Origin of the sequence: Neobacillus piezotolerans (assembly GCF_003362805.1) — a bacterium.
In the GTDB taxonomy this organism is placed as follows: domain Bacteria; phylum Bacillota; class Bacilli; order Bacillales; family Cytobacillaceae; genus Bacillus_D; species Bacillus_D piezotolerans.
In genome coordinates this window covers 225,513-246,390 of the sequence record NZ_QNQT01000003.1, presented here as the reverse complement: position 1 = coordinate 246,390, position 20,878 = coordinate 225,513, and the positions used below count along the sequence as shown (strand labels likewise).

Annotated in this window: 17 protein-coding genes; 9 read left to right on the top strand and 8 right to left on the bottom strand. The window is 45.5% G+C overall.

Features of this window, described 5'->3' with window-relative positions; all coding sequences use genetic code 11:
* The first annotated feature begins 231 nt into the window (after window positions 1–231).
* From DRW41_RS10205 to DRW41_RS10165, 8 genes are all read left to right on the top strand, one after another.
* Window positions 232–1,437, top strand: a complete 1,206-nt coding sequence (locus tag DRW41_RS10205) for a quaternary amine ABC transporter ATP-binding protein (RefSeq protein ID WP_115451880.1) — start codon at window positions 232–234, stop codon at window positions 1,435–1,437.
* Between the two features lie 4 nt (window positions 1,438–1,441).
* Entirely contained in the window at window positions 1,442–3,169 is a 1,728-nt protein-coding gene (locus DRW41_RS10200; RefSeq protein WP_115451879.1) for a glycine betaine ABC transporter substrate-binding protein, read from the top strand.
* A gap of 416 nt (window positions 3,170–3,585) precedes the next feature.
* Window positions 3,586–4,557, top strand: a complete 972-nt coding sequence (locus tag DRW41_RS10195) for an ABC transporter ATP-binding protein (RefSeq protein WP_115451878.1) — start codon at window positions 3,586–3,588, stop codon at window positions 4,555–4,557.
* 13 nt (window positions 4,558–4,570) lie between these two features.
* Window positions 4,571–5,572: an ABC transporter ATP-binding protein gene (locus DRW41_RS10190; protein WP_115451877.1), complete on the top strand. Its 1,002-nt coding sequence runs from the start codon at window positions 4,571–4,573 to the stop codon at window positions 5,570–5,572.
* A 132-nt stretch (window positions 5,573–5,704) separates the two neighbouring features.
* Window positions 5,705–7,423, top strand: coding sequence for a peptide-binding protein (locus tag DRW41_RS10185; RefSeq protein ID WP_245959406.1), 1,719 nt, complete (start codon window positions 5,705–5,707; stop codon window positions 7,421–7,423).
* Between the two features lie 153 nt (window positions 7,424–7,576).
* Window positions 7,577–8,542 carry an ABC transporter permease gene (locus DRW41_RS10180; protein WP_115451875.1) on the top strand — a complete coding sequence of 322 codons (966 nt, stop codon included), beginning with the start codon at window positions 7,577–7,579 and terminating at the stop codon, window positions 8,540–8,542.
* A 112-nt stretch (window positions 8,543–8,654) separates the two neighbouring features.
* Window positions 8,655–9,473: an oligopeptide ABC transporter permease gene (opp4C, locus tag DRW41_RS10175; RefSeq protein WP_115452063.1), complete on the top strand. Its 819-nt coding sequence runs from the start codon at window positions 8,655–8,657 to the stop codon at window positions 9,471–9,473.
* An 836-nt stretch (window positions 9,474–10,309) separates the two neighbouring features.
* Entirely contained in the window at window positions 10,310–10,855 is a 546-nt protein-coding gene (locus DRW41_RS10165) for a competence protein ComK (RefSeq protein WP_115451873.1), read from the top strand.
* Window positions 10,856–10,985: 130 nt separating this feature from the next.
* On the opposite strand, the gene DRW41_RS10160 is transcribed toward DRW41_RS10165, so the two are convergent.
* From DRW41_RS10160 to DRW41_RS10150, 3 genes are all read right to left on the bottom strand, one after another.
* Window positions 10,986–12,158 (bottom strand): hypothetical protein, encoded by a 1,173-nt coding sequence (locus DRW41_RS10160; RefSeq protein WP_115451872.1) that lies wholly within the window; start codon window positions 12,156–12,158, stop codon window positions 10,986–10,988.
* A gap of 12 nt (window positions 12,159–12,170) precedes the next feature.
* Window positions 12,171–13,034, bottom strand: coding sequence for a hypothetical protein (locus DRW41_RS10155; RefSeq protein WP_115451871.1), 864 nt, complete (start codon window positions 13,032–13,034; stop codon window positions 12,171–12,173).
* Between the two features lie 301 nt (window positions 13,035–13,335).
* Window positions 13,336–14,268 (bottom strand): DUF3298 and DUF4163 domain-containing protein, encoded by a 933-nt coding sequence (locus DRW41_RS10150; RefSeq protein ID WP_115451870.1) that lies wholly within the window; start codon window positions 14,266–14,268, stop codon window positions 13,336–13,338.
* Between the two features lie 531 nt (window positions 14,269–14,799).
* Between DRW41_RS10150 and DRW41_RS10145 the strand changes: the two genes are divergently transcribed.
* Complete coding sequence (locus DRW41_RS10145; RefSeq protein WP_115451869.1) at window positions 14,800–15,891, top strand: transglutaminase domain-containing protein; 1,092 nt, start codon at window positions 14,800–14,802, stop codon at window positions 15,889–15,891.
* Between the two features lie 232 nt (window positions 15,892–16,123).
* Here DRW41_RS10145 and DRW41_RS10140 read toward each other — a convergent pair whose 3' ends face one another.
* From DRW41_RS10140 to DRW41_RS10120, 5 genes are all read right to left on the bottom strand, one after another.
* Window positions 16,124–16,573, bottom strand: coding sequence for a GNAT family N-acetyltransferase (locus DRW41_RS10140; RefSeq protein ID WP_245959405.1), 450 nt, complete (start codon window positions 16,571–16,573; stop codon window positions 16,124–16,126).
* Window positions 16,574–16,651: 78 nt separating this feature from the next.
* Window positions 16,652–17,155: a DinB family protein gene (locus tag DRW41_RS10135; protein WP_115451868.1), complete on the bottom strand. Its 504-nt coding sequence runs from the start codon at window positions 17,153–17,155 to the stop codon at window positions 16,652–16,654.
* A gap of 123 nt (window positions 17,156–17,278) precedes the next feature.
* Window positions 17,279–17,659, bottom strand: coding sequence for a hypothetical protein (locus DRW41_RS10130; RefSeq protein WP_115451867.1), 381 nt, complete (start codon window positions 17,657–17,659; stop codon window positions 17,279–17,281).
* Window positions 17,660–17,934: 275 nt separating this feature from the next.
* Window positions 17,935–19,278, bottom strand: coding sequence for a GntP family permease (locus tag DRW41_RS10125; protein ID WP_115451866.1), 1,344 nt, complete (start codon window positions 19,276–19,278; stop codon window positions 17,935–17,937).
* Between the two features lie 88 nt (window positions 19,279–19,366).
* Complete coding sequence (locus tag DRW41_RS10120; protein WP_115451865.1) at window positions 19,367–20,860, bottom strand: four-carbon acid sugar kinase family protein; 1,494 nt, start codon at window positions 20,858–20,860, stop codon at window positions 19,367–19,369.
* Window positions 20,861–20,878 lie beyond the last annotated feature (18 nt).

Sequence of the window (20,878 nt, the reverse complement as noted above, 5' to 3'; positions counted from 1 at the left end):
TCAATTTAAGGGTTTTATCGATATTAATTATGCGTAGTACGTGATATTTCATTTCATCTCGTGTATAGTAGTATAGGTCTTTCCAAGGTAACAACTCTTTGTCCCCAAATAAGTTGCCGCTTAATAACAATTCCCCTTAATTGGAGTTATTTTACCTAACCCAGGCAATAAAACGATAAAAATTGGCAAAACTGAATGTGATATGGGCAATTTTGCAGAATGAGGTGACGTATGAATCCCATAGTAGAAGTAAGGAATGTTTCCAAGATTTTCGGAAAATCGCCTAAAGCAGCAATTGAGTTATTGAAGCAAGGCAAAACAAAGAAAGAAATTTTAAAACAGACAGGCCAGACGGTTGGCGTGAATAATGTCAATTTCGAAATATACCCTGGCGAAATATTTGTGATCATGGGGTTGTCGGGAAGCGGGAAATCGACGTTGATCCGAATGTTCAACAGGCTGATCGACCCGTCGCTTGGCGAGATTTTAATCGACGGTGAGGACATCGTCAAGATGAATGCAGCCCGGTTGAGGGAAGTCAGGCAGAAAAAAATCAGCATGGTGTTTCAAAATTTCGCCCTGTTCCCGCATAAGACGATTTTGGAGAATGCGGAGTATGGCCTGGAAATCAAGAATGTCCCTGTCGAGGAACGGCGCGAAAAAGCAATGAAGGCACTGGCGAGTGTCGGGTTGAAGGGCTACGAAAACCAGTTTCCATCACAGCTGAGCGGCGGGATGCAGCAGCGGGTCGGCCTTGCCCGCGCGCTTGCGAGTGATACGGATATTATTTTAATGGATGAAGCCTTCAGTGCCCTTGACCCATTGATCCGAAAAGATATGCAGGATGAGCTGATTGAAATTCAGGATCAATACAAGAAAACGATCATTTTTATTACACATGATCTGGATGAGGCGTTAAGGATCGGGGACCGGATTGCGTTAATGAAAGACGGCAGTGTCATTCAGCTGGGGACTCCGGAACAAATCATGATGCAGCCTGCCAATGAATTTGTTGAAAAATTCGTTGAGGATGTCGATTTGTCGAAGGTATTGACGGCTTCGCATGTGATGAAGCGGCCGGAGAGAATCAGTGTCGACCGGGGGCCGCGTGTTGCCCTTGAAATTATGCGGAAGCAAGGGTATTCCAGCATATTTGTCGTGGACCGCCACCGAAAACTGCTTGGGGCATTGACCGCGGAACAAGCGCGGCAGGCAATCGACCAGAACCAGCCGATTGCGGACGTGATGACAACCGATATTCCAACGGTTGCCGAAGATACATTATTGGCCGATTTGATGGACACGATGGCAACTTCAAGCCTGCCACTTTCCGTCGTCGATGAAGAGAATAGAATCAAGGGGATTATTGTCCGGGGAGCTGTCATTGGCGCTTTAGCCGGAAATAAGGACTCCTTGAACGAAATGGAGGGGGAATAACCACATGAATATGCCGAAAATTCCCCTTGGAAAATGGATCGATTCACTAGTTGAATGGATTACTGTAGCGTTTGCGGGTTTGTTTACATTCATTACGGCTACAATCGATGGGTTATTGGATTTTATCGTTGGGGTATTGAGCGCTGGACCACCAATCGTGGTCATCCTTGTATTGGCGCTTTTAGTCGCCTATACGAGCAGATGGCCGTTAGGAATTTTTACATTGGTGAGTTTGCTTCTGATTGATAATCTCGGGTACTGGGATTCAGCGATCCAGACACTTGCGATTGTGTTGGTGTCGGGATTTCTGACAATCCTGATCGGTATCCCGATTGGAATATGGTGCGCCCAAAGTAAAACTGTGCAAAGGATCGTTACGCCTGTTTTGGATTTCATGCAAACAATGCCGGCGTTCGTTTATTTGATTCCTTCGATCTTGTTTTTTGGAATCGGGGTCGTGCCGGGCATTATCGCGTCGTTTATTTTCGCGATTGCGCCAACGATCCGGATGACAAACCTTGGGATTCAGGAAGTGCCGAGGGATCTGATTGAAGCATCGGATGCGTTTGGTTCATCAAGGAGCCAAAAATTGCTGAAAGTCCAGCTCCCATTGGCCACACCGACGATGTTGGCCGGCGTTAACCAAAGCATAATGCTCGCTTTGTCGATGGTTGTTACGGCTTCGTTGGTTGGGGCACCGGGCCTTGGCGCGGATGTATACCGTGCTGTCAGCCAAATTAACGTAGGGCAAGGGTTCGAGGCTGGATTATCAATTGTTTTTATCGCAATTATCCTTGACCGGTTCACGCAAAATCTGCGCAAGCCGGCATACGGGCATATCGTGAAGGGAAGATACGTTGCTGCGCTAGTAGCCTTGCTGGTTGTTGGCACTTTGCTTGTGCAAGCTTTTACCAAGGAAGAGGCGGCGCCAGGGAATGCGAATGGGATCGGCGCCCAAACCAATTATAAAATTACCGGGATTGAACCGGGGGCTGGCATCATGGCGCAGGCGAGCAATGCGGTTAATGAATATAAACTGGACAATTGGAAAGTTGTTGAAGGTTCATCGGCTGCAATGGTTGCTGAATTGCAGAAAGCATATAAGAATAAGAAGCCGATTATTATTACAGGCTGGTCACCGCATTGGATGTTTTCAAAGTTTGACTTAAAATATCTGGATGACCCGAAAGGCGTATTCGGTGGATCTGAAGGAATCCATACAATCGTTAGAAAAGGCCTCGAGCAGGACGCTCCGGGCGCCTATAAAATCCTGGATCAATTTTCCTGGGAAACGAGCGATATGGAAGCAGTCATGGTTTCTATCGAAGAAGGAATGGGTCCTGAAGAAGCAGCCGAAAAATGGATCGCTGAAAATCCGGATAAAGTAGCGGAGTGGACAAATGGGGCACAGAAAGGCAATGGCGAAAAAATCAACCTTGTCTATGTGGCTTGGGATACAGAAATCGCCAGCACGAATGTCATCGGCAAGGTGCTCGAACAGAATGGCTACAGCGTAAGGCTTAGCCAAGTCGAAGTCGGTCCAATGTTTGCCGGGGTAGCCAATGGCAGTTCCGATGCGATGGTCGCAGCCTGGCTGCCAAGCACCCATAAGGAATACTATAATACCTACAAGGACGACGTTGTTGACCTTGGGTTAAACCTTAAAGGAACAAAAAATGGTTTGGTCGTTCCGGAATATGTTGATATTGATTCGATTGAGGATTTGAAATAGCAAAGAAGGAGGCAGGGAACCCTGCTTCCTTTTTTGCGTTTTATGGAGCCGATAAATTCTTTTGTATGGCGATTTGAGGGGGAGGTTGGAGGACTCGCAATTCAGCGATTTTTAGGTAAAAACGAGCCAAATATGTGTGGTTTTAAGTTGCTCCATAGATGAATATCCACGAGGAAAATAGTCCAGATGACAAAAAAATTTAATGAAATTTTAACACAAAATTCGTAAAATTGTTTATTTTGTGATAATTTAGTAATACAATTATGATAATTTATTATTCAGAAAATTGTGCGTATTTATTATTGCAATTAAATACAACGACTCTTTTTTTGAAAATTTATTAGGTATATCAGGCAGGAGGGCTCTTTTTTCTGAGGGTACCTAACTATTACTTAACTAAAGTCGGGGTGAAGCGAATGGCTGAAAATGCATTATTAGAGGTGAAAAATCTAAAGACTTATTTTTATTTAGAAGACAAGAGGATAGCAAAAGCAGTAGATGGGGTTGATTTTTTCATCGCGCCAGGAGAAACAGTTGCTCTAGTTGGGGAGTCTGGGAGTGGAAAAAGCATCACCTCTTTATCGATTATGAAGCTAATAGGAAAACCGGGAAAGATTGAAGATGGAATAATCCATTTTTCAGGTAAGGATTTGGTTCAGCTTTCAGATAAACAAATGGCAACGGTTCGCGGAAGGGAGATCGGGATGATTTTCCAGGAACCTATGACAGCGCTGAATCCGGTATTTACAATTGGCAATCAAATCATGGAAACGATCATGAAACATAAAAAAATATCGAAGCGGCAGGCATACATAAAGGCTGTGGAGCTTCTAAAAATCGTTGGATTCCCGAGGGCTGAAGAAACGATGGACGAATACCCGCACCAGTTATCCGGAGGGATGAGGCAAAGGGCGATGATTGCCATAGCTATCTCATGCGACCCGAAATTACTCATTGCGGATGAACCAACTACGGCTCTTGATGTGACAATCCAAGCGCAAATCCTCGATCTTTTGGATGAAATGAAACGGAAATTCAATATGTCTGTATTGCTGATTACGCATGATCTAGGGGTTGTAGCAGAGTATGCCGATCGCGTCATGGTCATGTATGGAGGACAGATTGTCGAGGAAACAACAGTTGATGAGCTCTTTTTAAAGCCAAAACATCCTTACACGGTTGGATTGCTGGATAGCTTGCCAAGCCTTGAAAAAGAGGTTGAGCGGCTTGGGGCGATCAGAGGGACCGTTCCTCCCGCGCACAGTTTTCCAGTTGGGTGCCGATTTGCTGACCGGTGTCCGCATACAATGCCAAAATGCAGGGAACGGAATCCCGAGTTAGTAAGTGTGGAACTTGGACATAACGTCCGCTGCTATTTGTACGAATAAGGAGGCTGAAGCGGTGTCTGTGATTGAGAAGGCAGAAACAAAGATTGGCCAGGATTATATATTGCAAGCCAAAAATATAAAAAAGTACTTTCCGATTAAGGGCGGCATTTTAAGAAAAACAGTAGGATATGTAAAGGCCGTGGATGATGTTTCCTTGAATGTCCTGCGAGGTGAAACGCTTGGGGTAGTTGGAGAGTCCGGCTCAGGGAAGTCAACCTTAGGCCGAGTTCTTTTAAGGCTGCTTGCTCCGACAGAAGGGGAAATCCTTTTTGAAAATCAGGATATATCAACGCTGGGAAATAGACAGCTTCGCCCAATCCGCCGTGATATGCAAATCGTTTTCCAGGATCCCTACGCATCTTTAAATTCTAAAATGAGTGTCCAAGAACTAATTGAAGAGCCGTTAGTCGTCCAAACAAAATTATCAAGGGCCGAACGGCGGGACAAAGCGATCGATCTTTTAGAAAAAGTCGGTTTACGCCCGGATGACCGCTTAAAATATCCGCATGAGTTTTCAGGCGGCCAGCGCCAGAGGATAAGCATTGCACGGGCATTGTCCCTTAATCCGAAATTTGTTATTTGCGACGAGCCGGTTTCGGCGCTAGATGTTTCCATCCAGGCGCAGGTGTTGAATTTAATGGCCGACCTGCAGGATGAATTTAATTTAACCTACTTGTTTATTGCCCATGATTTAAGTGTCGTAAAGCATATTAGTGACAGGGTTGCTGTTATGTATTTAGGCCGTATAGCTGAAATTGCTCCTAAGAAATCCATCTATGAAAAGCCGCTCCATCCTTATACACAAGCATTATTATCTTCCGTTCCGTCTACAGATGTCCGGCATAAAAGACAAAAAATAATTTTAAAGGGAGACTTGCCAAGCCCCTCCAATCCGCCTTCCGGCTGTTCATTCCGGACCAGATGCCCGAAAGCACATGAACGTTGTGAACTGGTTCGTCCGGAGTTAACCGAGGTTGGAAATGGGCATTATGTGGCCTGCCATTTGTACGAATAAGTATATGGAATCGTGTTTTGAATAGTGCGGTTCCTTATAGGGGGTGGTGCTCCTAATCGTGCTTCCGTTTGATCAGGTTTTTAAAAAAATAAAGGGGTGGTTGGATTGAAGAGGAGGAAAAGTTGGCTGCTTTTGCTAAGTTTTGTACTTGTGTTGGGAGTCCTTGCCGCTTGTTCAGGGAAAAAGCCCGCATCTGGTGATGATGACAAGTCAAAGGGCGAACCGAAAAAAGGCGGGACGATTACTGGAGTTATGGATACCGCGCCTACCGGTTTATTTAACCCTATTTTCTACACAGAAGCGTATGAAAGTAATATCCTTTCCTTTACACATGAAGGTTTGCTTTCTCAAGATGAAAATCTTGGATTCATTCCAAACCTGGCAAAAGAGTGGGAATTCAACGATGATCAGACGGAAGTTACATTTAAGTTGGAAGAAGGGGTAAAGTGGCACGATGGTGAACCATTCACGGCTAATGACGTCGTGTTCACGTATAAGACACTTGCCAGCCCTGGCTACGTAGAAGCAGGTGGCGTGCGTGTAAACTACGTTGAAAGATTATTGGGCTACGAGGAATTCTCGACGGGTAAAACCCAGGAATTCCAAGGTGTGGTGGCAGGTGATGAACATACTGTAACATTTAAATTTGCCCAGCCGAACGTGATGGCCCTTCCGGATGCAGCTTTTCCAATTATTCCTGAGCACGTTTTCAAAGATATCCCAATTGCGGACATTCCACAAGCTCCAGCCTCACGTAATCCAAATGAGGTTGTTGGCACCGGTCCATTCAAATTTACCGAAATGGTTGAAGGGGAGCAATATGTACTTTCAAAGCATGCTGACTACTGGAAAGGGGAGCCTAAACTAGATCGTGTCGTTTGGAAAATTGTTGACCAAGCGGTTATCTTGGGATTACTGGAAAAAGGTGAAATTGATTTTGTAGCCGATCCGAACGGAGTACAGCCAGCCGACTATGAAACAGTAGCTGATATGGAACATGTAAAATTGATTGAACAGCCGGATTTTGGATATCAAATTATGGGAATGATGATGAACCACCGCGCGAAGGGTGATACTGCAGTAGATCCTTCAAAATGGACTGAAAATAAGAAGCTGTCAAATCAGAAAGTGCGCCAAGCAATTGCTTACGCTGTTGATCGCCAAGGTATCATCGATGGTTTGCTTTACGGGCGCGGTTCTGTGCAAAATTCACCAATCGCCACACAGTTCTGGGCTTATGACGGAGAAACGCCAAACCAATATAAATTCGATCCCGAAAAAGCGAAAGAGTTACTTGATGAAGCAGGATATGTGGATAAGGACGGAGATGGCTTCCGTGAAGATCCACAAGGGAATAAATGGGTCCTTAATATGAACTACCCAACCGGCAACCAAATTCGTGAGCGGTCTGCCCCGATTATTGTTGAGTTCCTTGAGGAAGTTGGTATCGATATCGAGCTCCGCCAGCCTAAGGAAACAGCAGCTTACTTTGAGGACCTTGAAAATAATAGCCAGGACTGGGATCTTTACCTGATGGGCTGGAGCTTGAGCAGTACGGATCCGGATCCGAGCGGTTTGTGGGCTTCAACTTCCGGATACAACTATCAGCGCTGGATCAATCCGGATTCCGATAAGTTATTAAAAGAAGCGGTTAAGCCACCTGATGCGTTTGAGCAGGATTACAGGAAGAAAGTATACAGTGACTGGCAAGTATTATTCGGAGAAGATATGCCGTCTCTCCTCCTGTATGCACAAAATAGCATCTGGGCACATAATAAGCGCCTGCAAGGCATCAGTGTATTGCCATCTACATTCATAAATGATCCTCATTTATGGTATGTAACAGAGTAAGTAGATTGACAGGAAGAGCGTTCGGGCTAACGCCGAACGCTTTTCTTTTCAATAAGTGGAAGCGCGGACGAGGATGTATGGACATACTCTTTCATGAAGTACGCCGTAGCTGAACTATTCTAATGCAATACCCAATAGAATGGAGGGGGAATAGTGTACAAATATATCATTCGACGAATTCTTATATTTATCCCGATGCTCATCGCCCTGACCATTATTGTATTTGGACTAATTAAGGCCGCGCCAGGTGATCCTCTTACAGGCAGGTTAATGAATCCTGACATCGACCCGGAAGTGTTTGAAAGGCAAAGGGAAGCTTTGGGGTTAAATGATCCGGTACCGGTTCAATATTTCCATTGGTTGACAAACGTCGTTCAGGGGGATTTTGGAGAGTCGTTTATTTATAGAGGGCGTGATGTATCGGCATTGATTGGCGATCGGCTCGCAAATACGTTTTACCTCGGTATTTTTACTCTTTTTATTACAATTATTGTTTCAATACCGATTGGCATATATTCTGCGCGAAATCCATATTCGCCATTTGACTATGCCGCGACTACCTTTGGATTTTTTGGCCTGGCCGTTCCGAACTTCTTCTTTGGGCTAGTGGCTATTTACCTGTTTTCTATAAAACTCGGCTGGCTTCCTTCACATGGGTCGGTTTCACAGCCTGGCTTGGAGGGCTTCGAGTTATTCAAAGATAAACTGAGCCATTTAATTTTGCCAGGATTAACGCTTGGGTTGGGTGGAACGGCTTCATATATGCGCTTTATGCGTTCTGAAGTGCTTGATGTTTTATCAAGCGATTATATTCGAACAGCAAGAGCAAAGGGAATGACCGAACAAAATGTCCTTTACAAACATACCCTCCGCAATGCTTTAATTCCGATCATTACCCTTTTAGGCTTTGAAATTGGTGCTTTATTAAGCGGGGCTGTTATTACCGAAGGAGTGTTCCAATACCAGGGTATAGGTACTTTATTTATCAATTCAATTGGAAACCGTGATTACCCGGTTATTATGGCTATTAATCTCCTGCTTGGGTTTACAATATTAGTAGGAAATTTATTGGCCGATATTTTTTATAGTATTGTAGATCCACGAATCCGCTACGATTGAGGTGATAACGTTGCAACCGAATACTGAGGAAACTTTGGAAACTCCCTTGACCGATGTACCGAAAACAGTGGAATCAGGGAAAAGCCCTTTTAAAATTGCCTTACGGCGTTTTATGAAAAATAAGCTTGCCGTAGCAGGGGTGATCATCCTTTTTCTAATCGTAGTGGCCGTATCCGCAGCACCCCTCTTAACCGACCATAGCCCGACAAAATCGAATCTATTATTGATTGAAAGACCGCCAAGCGCCGACCATCCATTAGGGAATGATAGTTCCGGCCGTGATATCCTATCCCGTTTATTGTATGGAGGCCGAATCTCCCTTATTGTTGGATTTAGTGCGATGATTTTTACTCTTATCATTGGTGTAACGTTAGGCTCGATTGCGGGATACTATGGCGGTAAAATAGACGCTGTCATCATGCGGTTTACAGACATGATGTTAATGTTGCCTTTCCTTGTTCTATGTTTAACCATTGTCGCTCTACTTGAAAGGGTGACAATCGGGATATTTGTTACAATCATTGCCCTTACGGCTTGGCCAAATCTAACGAGGATTATTCGGGGAACCTTCCTTTCCTTAAGGGAACAGGAATTTGTGCTCGGAGCGAGGGCAATCGGCGCCAGTGATATGAGAATCATTTTAAGGCACTTTATCCCTAATGCCATTGGGCCGATTGTGGTAAATGCAACGTTAATGATGGCTACTTACATCATTATTGAATCAGGACTTAGCTTTATTGGCTTTGGGATTCCCCAGCCAACACCTACATGGGGGAATATGATTTCCGAAGCACAAAGCTTACGTATTTTACGAAATAGCCCAAGTGCATGGATACCGCCCGGTCTGTTGATTCTTTTAACGGTATTATGCATTAATTTTATTGGTGACGGGCTCCGCGATGCCCTTGACCCGAAAAGTAATAAGAGATAACAAAAGATGGTGCGGTGATGCACCATCTTTTTCTGTTAAGGTGTCTAAAGCGCGGGTCAGGTTTGTGCGCCAAATACGCTGTGACGGGGGCGTAGGTGCTTTTTTTGCGGTGTGGCGGCAGGGTGCGTTGGCCAATTTTTCCAAAAAGAACGAAATAGATTGAACATTTTGTGAAGATGACAAAATATTGTAATAATCGACTTTTTGTTCTTTAAAGATAATTATTTGTGCTTTTTAGAGTAGATATATAGGACTGAAGGGCTTTGGGGTGGTTGGGTTGCCAGGGAGCTTGACCTTTTTGGGGATTAAAGGTAATAGTATACAGATATCATGAGTTATTGGCAATAGTTGGTTTTTCTAGGATATTAACCCATGTAATGCGAATAGTTGTTTACCACAGAATTAGGAAAAAATTGAATTTACTTGAAATTTATTTTAACCGATAATAATGGTGGGGAGGAGGGATGCTTTTCGGCTGACCTTCTGTTCCATAAAGGAAATGACACGCTCATATGCTGAAGCAGATAGCATCTTTGATTTGAAGAACCTCGATGACTCCGAAAGACAGACACCAGGCGGCAGGTTCCCCTCACTCATACAGACACCAAGAAAACGGCATGATCGTTCCTTTTCCATTTTGGACGGTAGGGCAGCGCGTTGGATTCATGGTGTCTTTTACATATTCGGGGAAATTGTAAATGACATAGTTTTGGCAAGACAAAACCCGCGGGAGAATGTCTGGGGAGACTGTCCCGAGGGCTTATGCGGTTGGGTATACCAACTATTAGTTAGTATACCCCTTTTGGAAAATAATGCAACTAATAGGGGGAGTTTGATTGGTTATTTGGCCTGAGTATCGGATTTATGCGAAGACGGTTGGATTTTATGAAGAGTATTATGAGGATGGGAGAAAGGGGACCTGGGTACTTGATGGGAAGAAGAAATTGTTTATTGCCCAGCCCCCGCATAAAATCATTGATTCGACGTTGGTTGGTCTTGGATCCAGCCTGGTTGGTGCAATCCGCGGGTCGAAGTTGCTGCTTGGGAAGGGATGCAAGATGCTGCCGCTTACGATCAATGCTCAGTTCGGGATTTTCCTTTTGCCGACGAAGGCGTATGGCCGGCATGATTGTTTGTGGCTGTCACTGATGCATATTGAGAAAACCGAGCCGTTGAATGGAGACGGCACACGGGTTTACATGAGTTATGGGCATGTTTTCGATTTGGAGATTAAGCATTGTTTGTTTCTTAGGAAGATGGACAAGGCGCGGCGGCTCAGGGAAATTGTTACACGGAATGCCCAGCAGCCATTTACCTTCCGCCTTGAGCCTAAAGCGGGTCTAACCATTGTTGAGGAGGAAGGCGAGTATCGGTTGAAGTAAAGCGGTGAAGCAGGGGAGCAATGGACGGATCTGGTGGTTCACTGCGTACAGGAGTGGTCGTTTAAGGGTAACGGTATGTATAATTTAAAAAATACCCGCCAATCTACTTTGGCGGGTATACCTTTTTTACTTAGTCCAGTTCATCAATCGCTTCATTTACATACATTAAATGGGTAACAAATGCCTGATTCAGTGACCTGAAGTGTTCGAGGGAAATATTTTCGAAGTAGCCCTTTTCCCATTCTTTAAGGGCGGCTGCTACAATGTTTTCTCCAACTTCCTCCATGTACAAAGAAATACTTCTATACCCAAGTGAAGGCATTTTGTAAGTATATAATTGTTGGATAAAATATTGATAATAGCGGTTGATGGCTTCCTTTGCTTCGGCCTGCCTTTTCTCAATTGCCTTTTCCTTTGTTAAAATTCCAGTTGCTATCGTCACGATTGCGGCAAAAACTGCTAATGGCGGAAAAACGGTTAACATAGCGTAGGTCAGTGTGTGCCAGCCCGCTGCCAGGCTAGCCACCCCAATAATAGCAGCCCCGATACTTGTTGCTAAAACCTGTTCGGTTGCTCCAAGCTGAAAGTTCAATTTTAAAGCTGAAATGGAAGAGTGGGCAAGTGAAAATGCGGAAAGCCTTTTTAAGTTTGGTCTTGATGCCATTATTTTTTCAGACCATTTTTTTTCATAAGATTTTGAGGCTCTTGTAAAAATTTCGCCAATATCTTTGGAAACTTCTTTATTGTCGAGATGTTTTGCCAATAGTCTTTCTACAATCGTCTGTGAGTCGACTTTGATATCGTCGCTGAAAATTTCTTTTTTATTGAATTCTTTCGTTACTGTATTAATGCCTTTGATTGTAGCATTAATTAACGAACCTCCGCCTTTCTTCGCTGAATCCCTTAACCCGCTATACCAGGATCCATCTGTTTTGATTTCCGCGGAAATGACTTGTGCCTTTCTTGAAAAATACCTTCCGATCTCTGACTCAACCTCATCCATGAATTCATGGTAAACTTTCGGCTTGAACTCCAATAGGACAATCTTTTTTTGGTTGATTTCGTCGGTAATGGAAAGATACTGTGAGTTCTGTGCCTGAATAGTTGTTTGTTCTTTTAATAGAGCTAGGTGCAGCTCCGGGATTGAGTTCGCTTGTTCAATTAGTTGATGTGACTCGGCGACGCTCGCCCTAAGAGAAGCTTCGATATTATTCCCAACCTCGGGATTTACTTCCTTTAATTCTTTAAAAGTTTGTTCAAAAGCTTTAAGTGAAAGTATTTCATTTTTATATGAAAAGTCCATTTTTCACACCTCTTATAATGATAAAGATACTCTACGGAGTGTGGATGCAGCCGGTTTAATGATGGCATGCATCCGTTCGAAGGTCTTTTTCGGATCATCAATTGCATAATTGAGTGCCACTGCCGCAGCAACAGAAGCGATACAGCCAATCCATACAGGGCCGCCGACAATTCCTCCAACCAAAAGGGCGCCGCCGGATACGATCGCTCCCTTTCCGCCTTGGATCAAAGCAGCCTTCTTATCTTCCGCTTTGATGATAGAATAAACCAACCCTCCAGCCGCGATTGGAAAAAGAAAAGGGTTGCCGCTTGCCAGAGATGAACAAATATACGCGCCTGAAAGTTTTGATATGCGGGACGGATCGAGTTTTTTCCCCAGGATGACGGAGGATAATATCGCCATTATCCCACCCAACAATTCCGGGCCATTCACTGTCAAGGCGTCTGCAAGAAATGGCTTTGAAATTCCAAAGGATTGAGCAATCTCGGCGAGCTTATCGAATTGCTCCCCTGTTAACGAAAAGAATGGGTTAATGCCTGATACTGACATTGTATCCCTAAATAAATGTTCCCCTGCTTCAAGAATCTCCCTAACGAAAGAATCATCAGCCTTAACTTGGCCTGCTGCCCTGAACGCGCCCAAAATGTCATGTTGCCCGTCCAACAAGTGATGATAGTGCGAACCGCCAACGTGGGTTTGATTATAAACCGAGTCAATAGCTTTATCATATTCATCAAAGTTATGGTTGAATTTATCCGCCATCCATTGGGAAAGAGGGTGGCTGCCGGTCACCAATCCAGCATCAAGAGAAATCGGTACTACTCCATTTCCTGATAAACCTATTTTAATGTTCTTTAATCTAGTATCGTGTTCCAAGTGAAATCCCCCAATTAATCTCAATGTGGATATTTATTACAATAACAGATTTGGTGAAGTCTTAGTATAAAGATTGAGAAAAAAACTACTTTTTTAGAAACAGGGAGAGGAACTGCTGTTTCTGTTTTGAGCAATTGGTGGGATGATCATTTTGGGTGAAGAATTCAATGGCGGCAGTGTTCAGAATTCCTGTTTCTCCGCATGGAGAAGGATTTTATTTTACCAGAAGGGTGCTTTGCGGTTTCACGAGGGTAATCAAGAATCGTAAAAAATCTCTCGGAGGGCCGGGGGATTTTTTGGGTTATTTGAAAATTTTGTATGGTACAGCTACCTCAGGCATTCCGGCCGCATAGGCTGCTACTTCGTATTGCTGGAATTTCAGTGTGATGCCGCCGGGAGTGAAGTAGAAGGCGGTGTTGTTGCTAAGATTTAAGGTGGTTGGTTTGAAAGTATACTCACTTTTGTTCAATTCGTTTAAAGCGTATTTGCTGATTTTGGAGAGTGCGGCTTTATTTCCGGCTGCTTGCTCCAGGTGAATTTGTTCGCCAGTTACCGCATTGAAGTTGTAGCTTTTTACACCGGTTATGCCATGGGCGCCGCCTGTGTACATGTAGTCGTACATGAGGATGCTCAATTGGTTGTTTTCGTTGTACTTGACTTCATAGGATACGTGGTATTCGTAGCTGTACCAGTGGTTTTCCTCTGGGGGAACTGGTTTGCCGTGCTGTTCCAGGTAGGCTTGGCGGTCTTCCTGTTCTTGTTTTTCCAGTTCCACATAGCCTTTGTACGAGTTGCGGACGTGCTTCTGGAGTGCGGCGTTGATTTTTCCCTGTGCTTCTTTGCTGATTAAATTGGCGACCTGGGGATAGTCGAGAATGCCCTGGTATTTGTGTTTGTTGATTTGAACGCCAAGCGCCTGCAGTTTTTCTTTGGATGGGGTTTGGTAGGTGATTTTGTCATCACGGTTGATGAATAATCCCGCGCCCACGCCCAGTCTTCCTGGCGCAAATGAATAATTCCGGTATACCTCGCCTGGTTTCAATGCTCGGACTATCGTGATTTTTCCATCGGTTTCTTTGAGCAGGTTTGTTTGCTTGACGACGGTTAATAGTCCGATTTGCCCCTTTTTCAGTTCGCTCCCGTTCCACATTACCTTCGCTGAAGTGGGATGAGGGGAGGTAATGCCGAAAAGAAGTGCCGATGACAATGCCAGTGTGGCTAAACGTTTTTTCATAGTTGCCTCCTAAAATGTGCTGTTTGGATATGATAACATAGTCTGGAGGAGTAGGGTAAGGTTTACATGTGAGAAAGGGTAGGGGCTATTGTTGAAAAATTGCTAGCAACTATCCGAAATTAGACCCCGATTCTTGCTTTAAGCTGGGAATTCAATTTGGAATGAGTTGCATAGACATTGATTGAAAGGAAGTACCAGTTATAGAAAACCCCCAGACGGTTTTAGACTTACGATTAGTATCTTATTGTGATAAGCATAAAAGTATTCGTGAGAAAAGATGAATTACATTGCATTGAAAACCCCTCCTCCTGTGCTATAAAATCGGCACCCTTTGAAGGAACTTCTGAATTACCCTGGAATTTCTCCTCAACTAAATTCTCTCCTTTTTGGATGATAAGCAACGGATCCGTCCCTGTTTAATTTTATGTAATTTCCAATATTTTCTTTATTGGATTTTACTATTATAATTGATGTAAGTATATATATTAGAGAAGAGACGGATTGGCAATGTAAGGGATCGGGGGGCCTGGCATGCTTAGGAAACTGGCGAGGGTTGCTATTGTTGTGGTGGTTTTGGCTGCGGTGTGTTTAAGTTTTTCCGGGGGGAGAGTGAAGGCTGCAGTGAAGCCGGTGGATTATATGGGAGTCCGGGTGGTTGCCCATACGCCCCTTGAGCAGAAACTTGCGCTGAATCTGCTAGCAGGGAATACAAAGTTTTCTCTCACTGAATTCAAGGAAATTAAGGATATGGCGTATCTCGGTGACCGTGTGAACAAGGTTATTGCGCAAAACCCGTTGATTCTAGGGGTGATCAACTTCGGTTATCAATATTCTTCCAAGTCAAAAGTAATGACTGTGCAATATACAGAAAATGCCACCCGGATGAAGAAAAAGCAACAGGCAGTTGTCGGCCAGTCGAAAAAGATTTTGGACTCGGTGATTAAGCCGAGGATGACGGATAGGCAGAAGTTCAAGGCGATTTATGATTATTTGGATGCAAATGCGCAATACGATTTTGACGCTTTTAATGAGGGAAGTGTGACGTTGCGTGATACCACCCCGAAGTATTGGACGGCTTATAATCCGTATGGGGTGCTTGTCGAGAAGAATGGGGTTTGCCAAAGCTATTCCAGCAGTTTTCAACTGTTGAGCACGATGCTTGGGTTGAATTCGATTGTTGTGACGGGGACGATGGATGGCGGCGCGCATAGTTGGAACAAGGTAAAGCTGAATGGTCAGTGGGTCCACATCGACCCGACGAGCAACAGGACGAACAACGGAATCCCGTATATGCTGTACGAAGCAAACGATACTTTTGCTAAGTCGATAGGGTACGAGGAAGACAAGGCTTTTTGGACAGACAAGGAGATTGGGATGTTCGCTTCGAAGGGCAAGTTGAATGATTACTATACTCAGAATAAGCTCGTTGCCGTTAGTTTGGGAGAGTTGAAGGATAAAATCGCGGAAGCAAAAAGTCGGAACGTGGACTACGCATACATACGTACCGAGCAAAAATTTGCCCCTAACGAGGTGTTCGCTTTGTTGAGGGAAGTAACTCTGCTTGGCAAAGTAAGCATGACCACTTCGGGGAATGGGAAATATCTCGCGTTGAGTTTGAAGTGATGCGGATGAGGAATGGAGCAGGGAGAGCCCCTGTTCCATTTTGCGTTTTGTAGGTTTCATCATGCGATTAAGAGGTTTTCCAGGCAATCTGGGTCTATTTTGGCCAACCTGTTGGAAATACGCGTTTTCCCTATTCTGTTGCCGGATCGAGGTTATGATTTGCCTCCATTTTTGCCAAACTGGGTGTGTGCAGTTTTATTCTGGGGCATGGGCCGATTTTTCCAAAAAGGGATTAACCGTCTTGAAGGTCCTTTTCGAGGATGATTTTGTGGCGGCCGTTTTTGTCGGTGTAGGTTTCGACGATGTTGAAACCATTTTTAATGTTGAGAATTAGCATGCCGCGCCATTTGTTCATGGTTTTGGTTTGGACGGACGTGAAGCCGTATTGTTTAAGAAAGTAGTGCTGCTGGTGCATGAGGGTTGAGGCGATTCCTAGGTTCCTGTATTCCGGGTGGACGCCGCCCAGCCAGCTGTAAAATTTGGTTTGGCTTAAGCCGTAGCCGATTTTGTAGCCGACGGGCTTTTGGCCGTCTAGTGCAAGGTTGAAGAGTAGTGTCGGCTTGCCGTCCATTTTTGCAAGCAGGTCGTCGTTGCCTCCGAAGATGGAATTGTGCAGGTGTTGGATGGCTTCCATTATTTCAGGGCTTGGGATGTTTTCGGTTGTGAGATAGGTGAGGTTCAAGAGATTTCTCCTTTAATTTTTTTCAAAGAGCCAGCCTCCACGTCGATGTGAAGGCTGGTTTTGGTTTTCACACACAGTTTACAGCGCAGGGGGTTCCATGCCGAATTCCTGCCACTCCTCGCGGGAAGGGCCGTAGACGCCTGGTACACGGAGGCCGGCCTGGCGCATGAGGATGGTCATTTGCCCGCGGTGGTGGGCTTGGTGGCTGGCCAAAATGGACAGGGTCAGTCCGTTTGGCCACTGTTCGCCGTACATATCTTTCACTTCTTTTAACGTTTCGTCCGTCCATTGTTCCTGGAGTGCATCAACCATTGCGCTGCTTGCCTGGCGGTAGCCGTCTGCGATTTCCTTTGCGGTCGAAGGCGCCTTGCTTTCGTGCTCGGGCGCTTCAAATTCCAGGCCAGTGCGGGACATCATTTCGTGCAGCGATGTTACGACGTGCCAAGCGATCTGGCCGAGTGTCCGGTGGTCCTGGGCGACTTGCTGTTTCAATGATTCGTCTGTGAGTGTGTCCATGATTTTTTGGGTGGACTGGCCTTCGTGCTGCCATGTTTGGATGAAGCTTTGAATTGTTGTGAACATATGTATTCCTCCTTGTTTTTGGTTTCTTTTTAAGGATTCGCCTTTTGCAGGGAAAATCCTTTGAGAAAAAAAGTGATTCTTTTGTCGAAGTGGAAGGATAAGGTAGGGGACGTACCTAATGCTTCACTGCTTAGTTCCAAAATACTCATTGATGTCAATCTTACTGTTGATGTAGAATTCCTCCGTTAATATATTTCCTGTATCAATAAAAAGGCCCAATGCCAGTTTTTCATCATTTTTTTCGAAAAGAAGCATGCCATCCGGTCCTCTTTCAAATTCTATTTCAGGTGCATTTTTTCGGTTGCCTTCATTAATTAAATCAGTTAGTTCTTTTATTTTCTTTTTATCCGTAAGCGTGGCGATTTTTTCGTGTTTATTATCGGCAGTTATTTTATATAAGGTGACGCGGTCGTACTCCTGTTCAACTATTTTTGGCTCGGAGCATGAAACGAGCAGAGAACCGGCTATAAGCATTAGCGCTAAAAGGAACAGGTTTTTTTTCAATAAGGCTTCCCCCTTTCAACATCCTTCTAAAAACTACTGACGAAACCAATAAAGGATTGGTTTCGTCAGCAAACCGCAATTTTCCCAACTACTAGGGCTTAAAAAAATTACACTGAAATGGTGGGTGAAAAATACGAACAGTGCCTGTCACTCCCCGAAAAATCTTGTTTCACAAGAGTGTTTCACGGGGACCATCTAATCCCGCGATACTATGTTTTCTTTTAGACATAAAAACGACCCTGCCAATATAAATTGACGGGGTCGTTTTACTAGCTTTATAGTCCAGGAAGGATTCCCGAGAATAGGCTTAGGATGAAGACGCATGCGAGTGCTGTGAGTCCCGCGATGAAACCGCCGATGGTCCATGCTTTTAGGGTTTGCGGGATGGTGAGTTTCCCGAAACGGTTTACTACCCAGAAGCCGGAGTCGTTTGGCAGCGACAGGCCGATACCGCCGGCACAGATGGCGAGGCCAAGCAGGATTGGCGATACGCCAAGGTCTGCCGTCATTGGCCCGAGAATGCTTGATGTTGTAACAAGTGCGACGGTTGCAGAGCCGAGTGATGCGCGGAGGATCTGCGAGAAAATGAAGGCGAGCAGCAAGACCGGAATGCTCCAGCTTTGCATCGTCGCAATCAGGTATTCGCCGACACCACTCTTGTTAATGACCGCTCCGAACGCGCCACCCGCACCCGTAATCAGGATGATGATACCGGCGGAGTTGATTGCTTCGGAATACAGCCTGTCATAAGGAATCGAAATATATGGCCTTAATAGGATTAGGGCTGCAACAACACTGATGAAAAGGGCGATATTCTTTTCACCGACGAAGCCTAGGAAACTTGCGAGGCCAGTGCCCGGGAACGCAAGCTGTGATACTGTGTTTGCAAGAATCAGGATGATCGGCAGGCCAAGCATGAAAAAGCTGAGGCCGGTGCTGATTTCCTTCTTTGGCGCGTCTTCCGGATTCATTTCGACTTCTTCAATTTCGCCGGAGTGCTGGACGCGTTTTCCGATGAACAGGCCGTATAAGTATCCTCCGATAAGTGTTGCCGGGATGGAAACAAGAATGCCGTACAGGATGAACAAGCCAAGGTCGGCTTTTGTGTTTTCCGCGACGACGAGCGGTCCTGGTGTCGGAGCGACCATGTTGTGGGAAACAATCAGCCCGACGCCAAGCGCGGTAACGAATGTGATAACCGACAAGCCGGTTTTTTTCGAAAGGCTCTTGATCAGCCCGCTCAGGATAACGAACGCGGCATCGAAGAATACCGGGATTGAGACGACCGTTCCCGTAAGTCCGAGACCTGCAGGAGAACGCTTAATACCGAATGCTTTCAGGACTGCCTGGGCGATTTTTTCAACGGCACCCGATGCGCCGAGGAATTGCCCGAATATGACGCCAAGACCGATAAGGATCCCGACGCCGGCCATCGTATTCCCGAAGCCCTGTGTGACGGTGACCGCTACTTCCTTCAACGGCATCCCGATTGCAATCGCTGTGGCGAAGGCAACCCCGATCAAGGACAGGAATGGTTCAACTTTTAATTTAAGAATAAGAAAAAAAAGTGCTCCCAAAGCCAGCAAGAAAATCAAAATTAACATACTGCCAGTAACCATATTCATTTCCCCCTTTGTTAATGAAAAATATATAAAACCTGCAGGCAAGCCCCCTAATGCGTGCCTGCAGGAAACTGCCGAGAATAAATCATTTTCCTTCTAACGTTAACACGACATCCTTCAAGGTCGAGACGGCCCCTACATTCCCAGGGAAAATCACGTATGGAATGAACGGGAAGGTGCTTTCTTCACCGGTTTTCCATACCGGGATTCCCGGAGAGATTTGGCCGGCGACGTCCGCGCGTTTGACACAGAGCCCTTTTGTGCCGACATCGCTTGAGGTGATGCCCCCTTTGGCAATCAGGTATTTCGGGCGAAGGGAAAAGTTACGGACAATGCTCGTCACCGCATCGGAAATTTTAACCGACAGCTTCAATTCCTCTTCCTCTAGCCCGGGGCCAAGGTCGAGCCTCTTCCTTTTTGTAAAAATAACCGTCGAGACTCCTGCGGCAACCATTTTTTCCGCTTCAAGGCGGACTCGCTCGGTTTCTTCGAGGAATGCTTCTTCTTGTAAAACAAGATGCGCGTCAAACTCGATAAAGTGCAGCGATTCGACTGTCTTCAGCTCATTCAGCTGATCGGTCGTTTTTTGAACGTGCGAACCGACGATGACAAGGCCGCCAGTCTTCGCATCCTTGTCTATCAGTTCTCCCCGGGTAAGAAGCGGGCGGGAGCTGATGTCGCCGATGACTTTTGTGAACGCTGCCGCAGTCCGGAAGATGAACCGTTTTCCGTTTTTGAGCGCTGTGATAAGGGCGGCCGCGAACACTCTGACATCGTCTTCCTCGATGGCGTTGACTACAATTTTACCAAAATCACGCACTTCCATAAGCTGCGCGGCAATGGCATCGAGCTCCATGTTGCGCAGGCTGTCGAGCGAAATGTACAGAATATCCTCTTTCTTGTAGCGGCCTTCCGTTTTTTCCTCGATCCAATCCCCGAGGTGGCTTGATCGGTAACCGAACGTCCTGTCCTTGGCAAATTCGGTTTCTCCGGCCGGAACGAGCGTGTCGTTTTGCAGGACATAATGGATGTTGTCGATGGTCAAGCGGCCGCCTTCCTTGAAGAAAGGAAGGAGCACCTCGCCGTCGATGTTCGTGCTGGCAGTTTGCTCAATTGTTTCCTTCAAAACTTCGGTTTCGAGCGGATAGTGTCCGCGGAGTGTTGAATCGCCACGGCTGACCAGGATGTACGGCCTGTTGAATTTCCGGGAAACCTTTTCGGCCCGTTCGGCGATATCCTTGTGGACCTTACGGGTTTCGTCGGCAGTGAACGCCCGCGAATTCGTCAGGATGAAGAATATTTGGTTCTCTTCACGAAAACCCCGCTCGATCGTATCCTCGGACCAATCAGTGTAGACGGAAACGCCGTGGACTGTCTGGACGCCGGTCGGGTCGTCATCGAGGACGATGATTTTATGAGTAAAACCGGGTCGTATTTTTGCCCAAGCCTCCTGAACCCTTTGGTGGTTGACGGCAGGGATGGATGCAAGCGTCTCGTGGAAATCTCTAGGCTTTGCCACGGTGCTTTCATTTTGGGTATCAAAGTTGTTTTCCTCTTGGGTATTTTTAGAGTTTGTCATGTTGACCTCCTCTTGGGC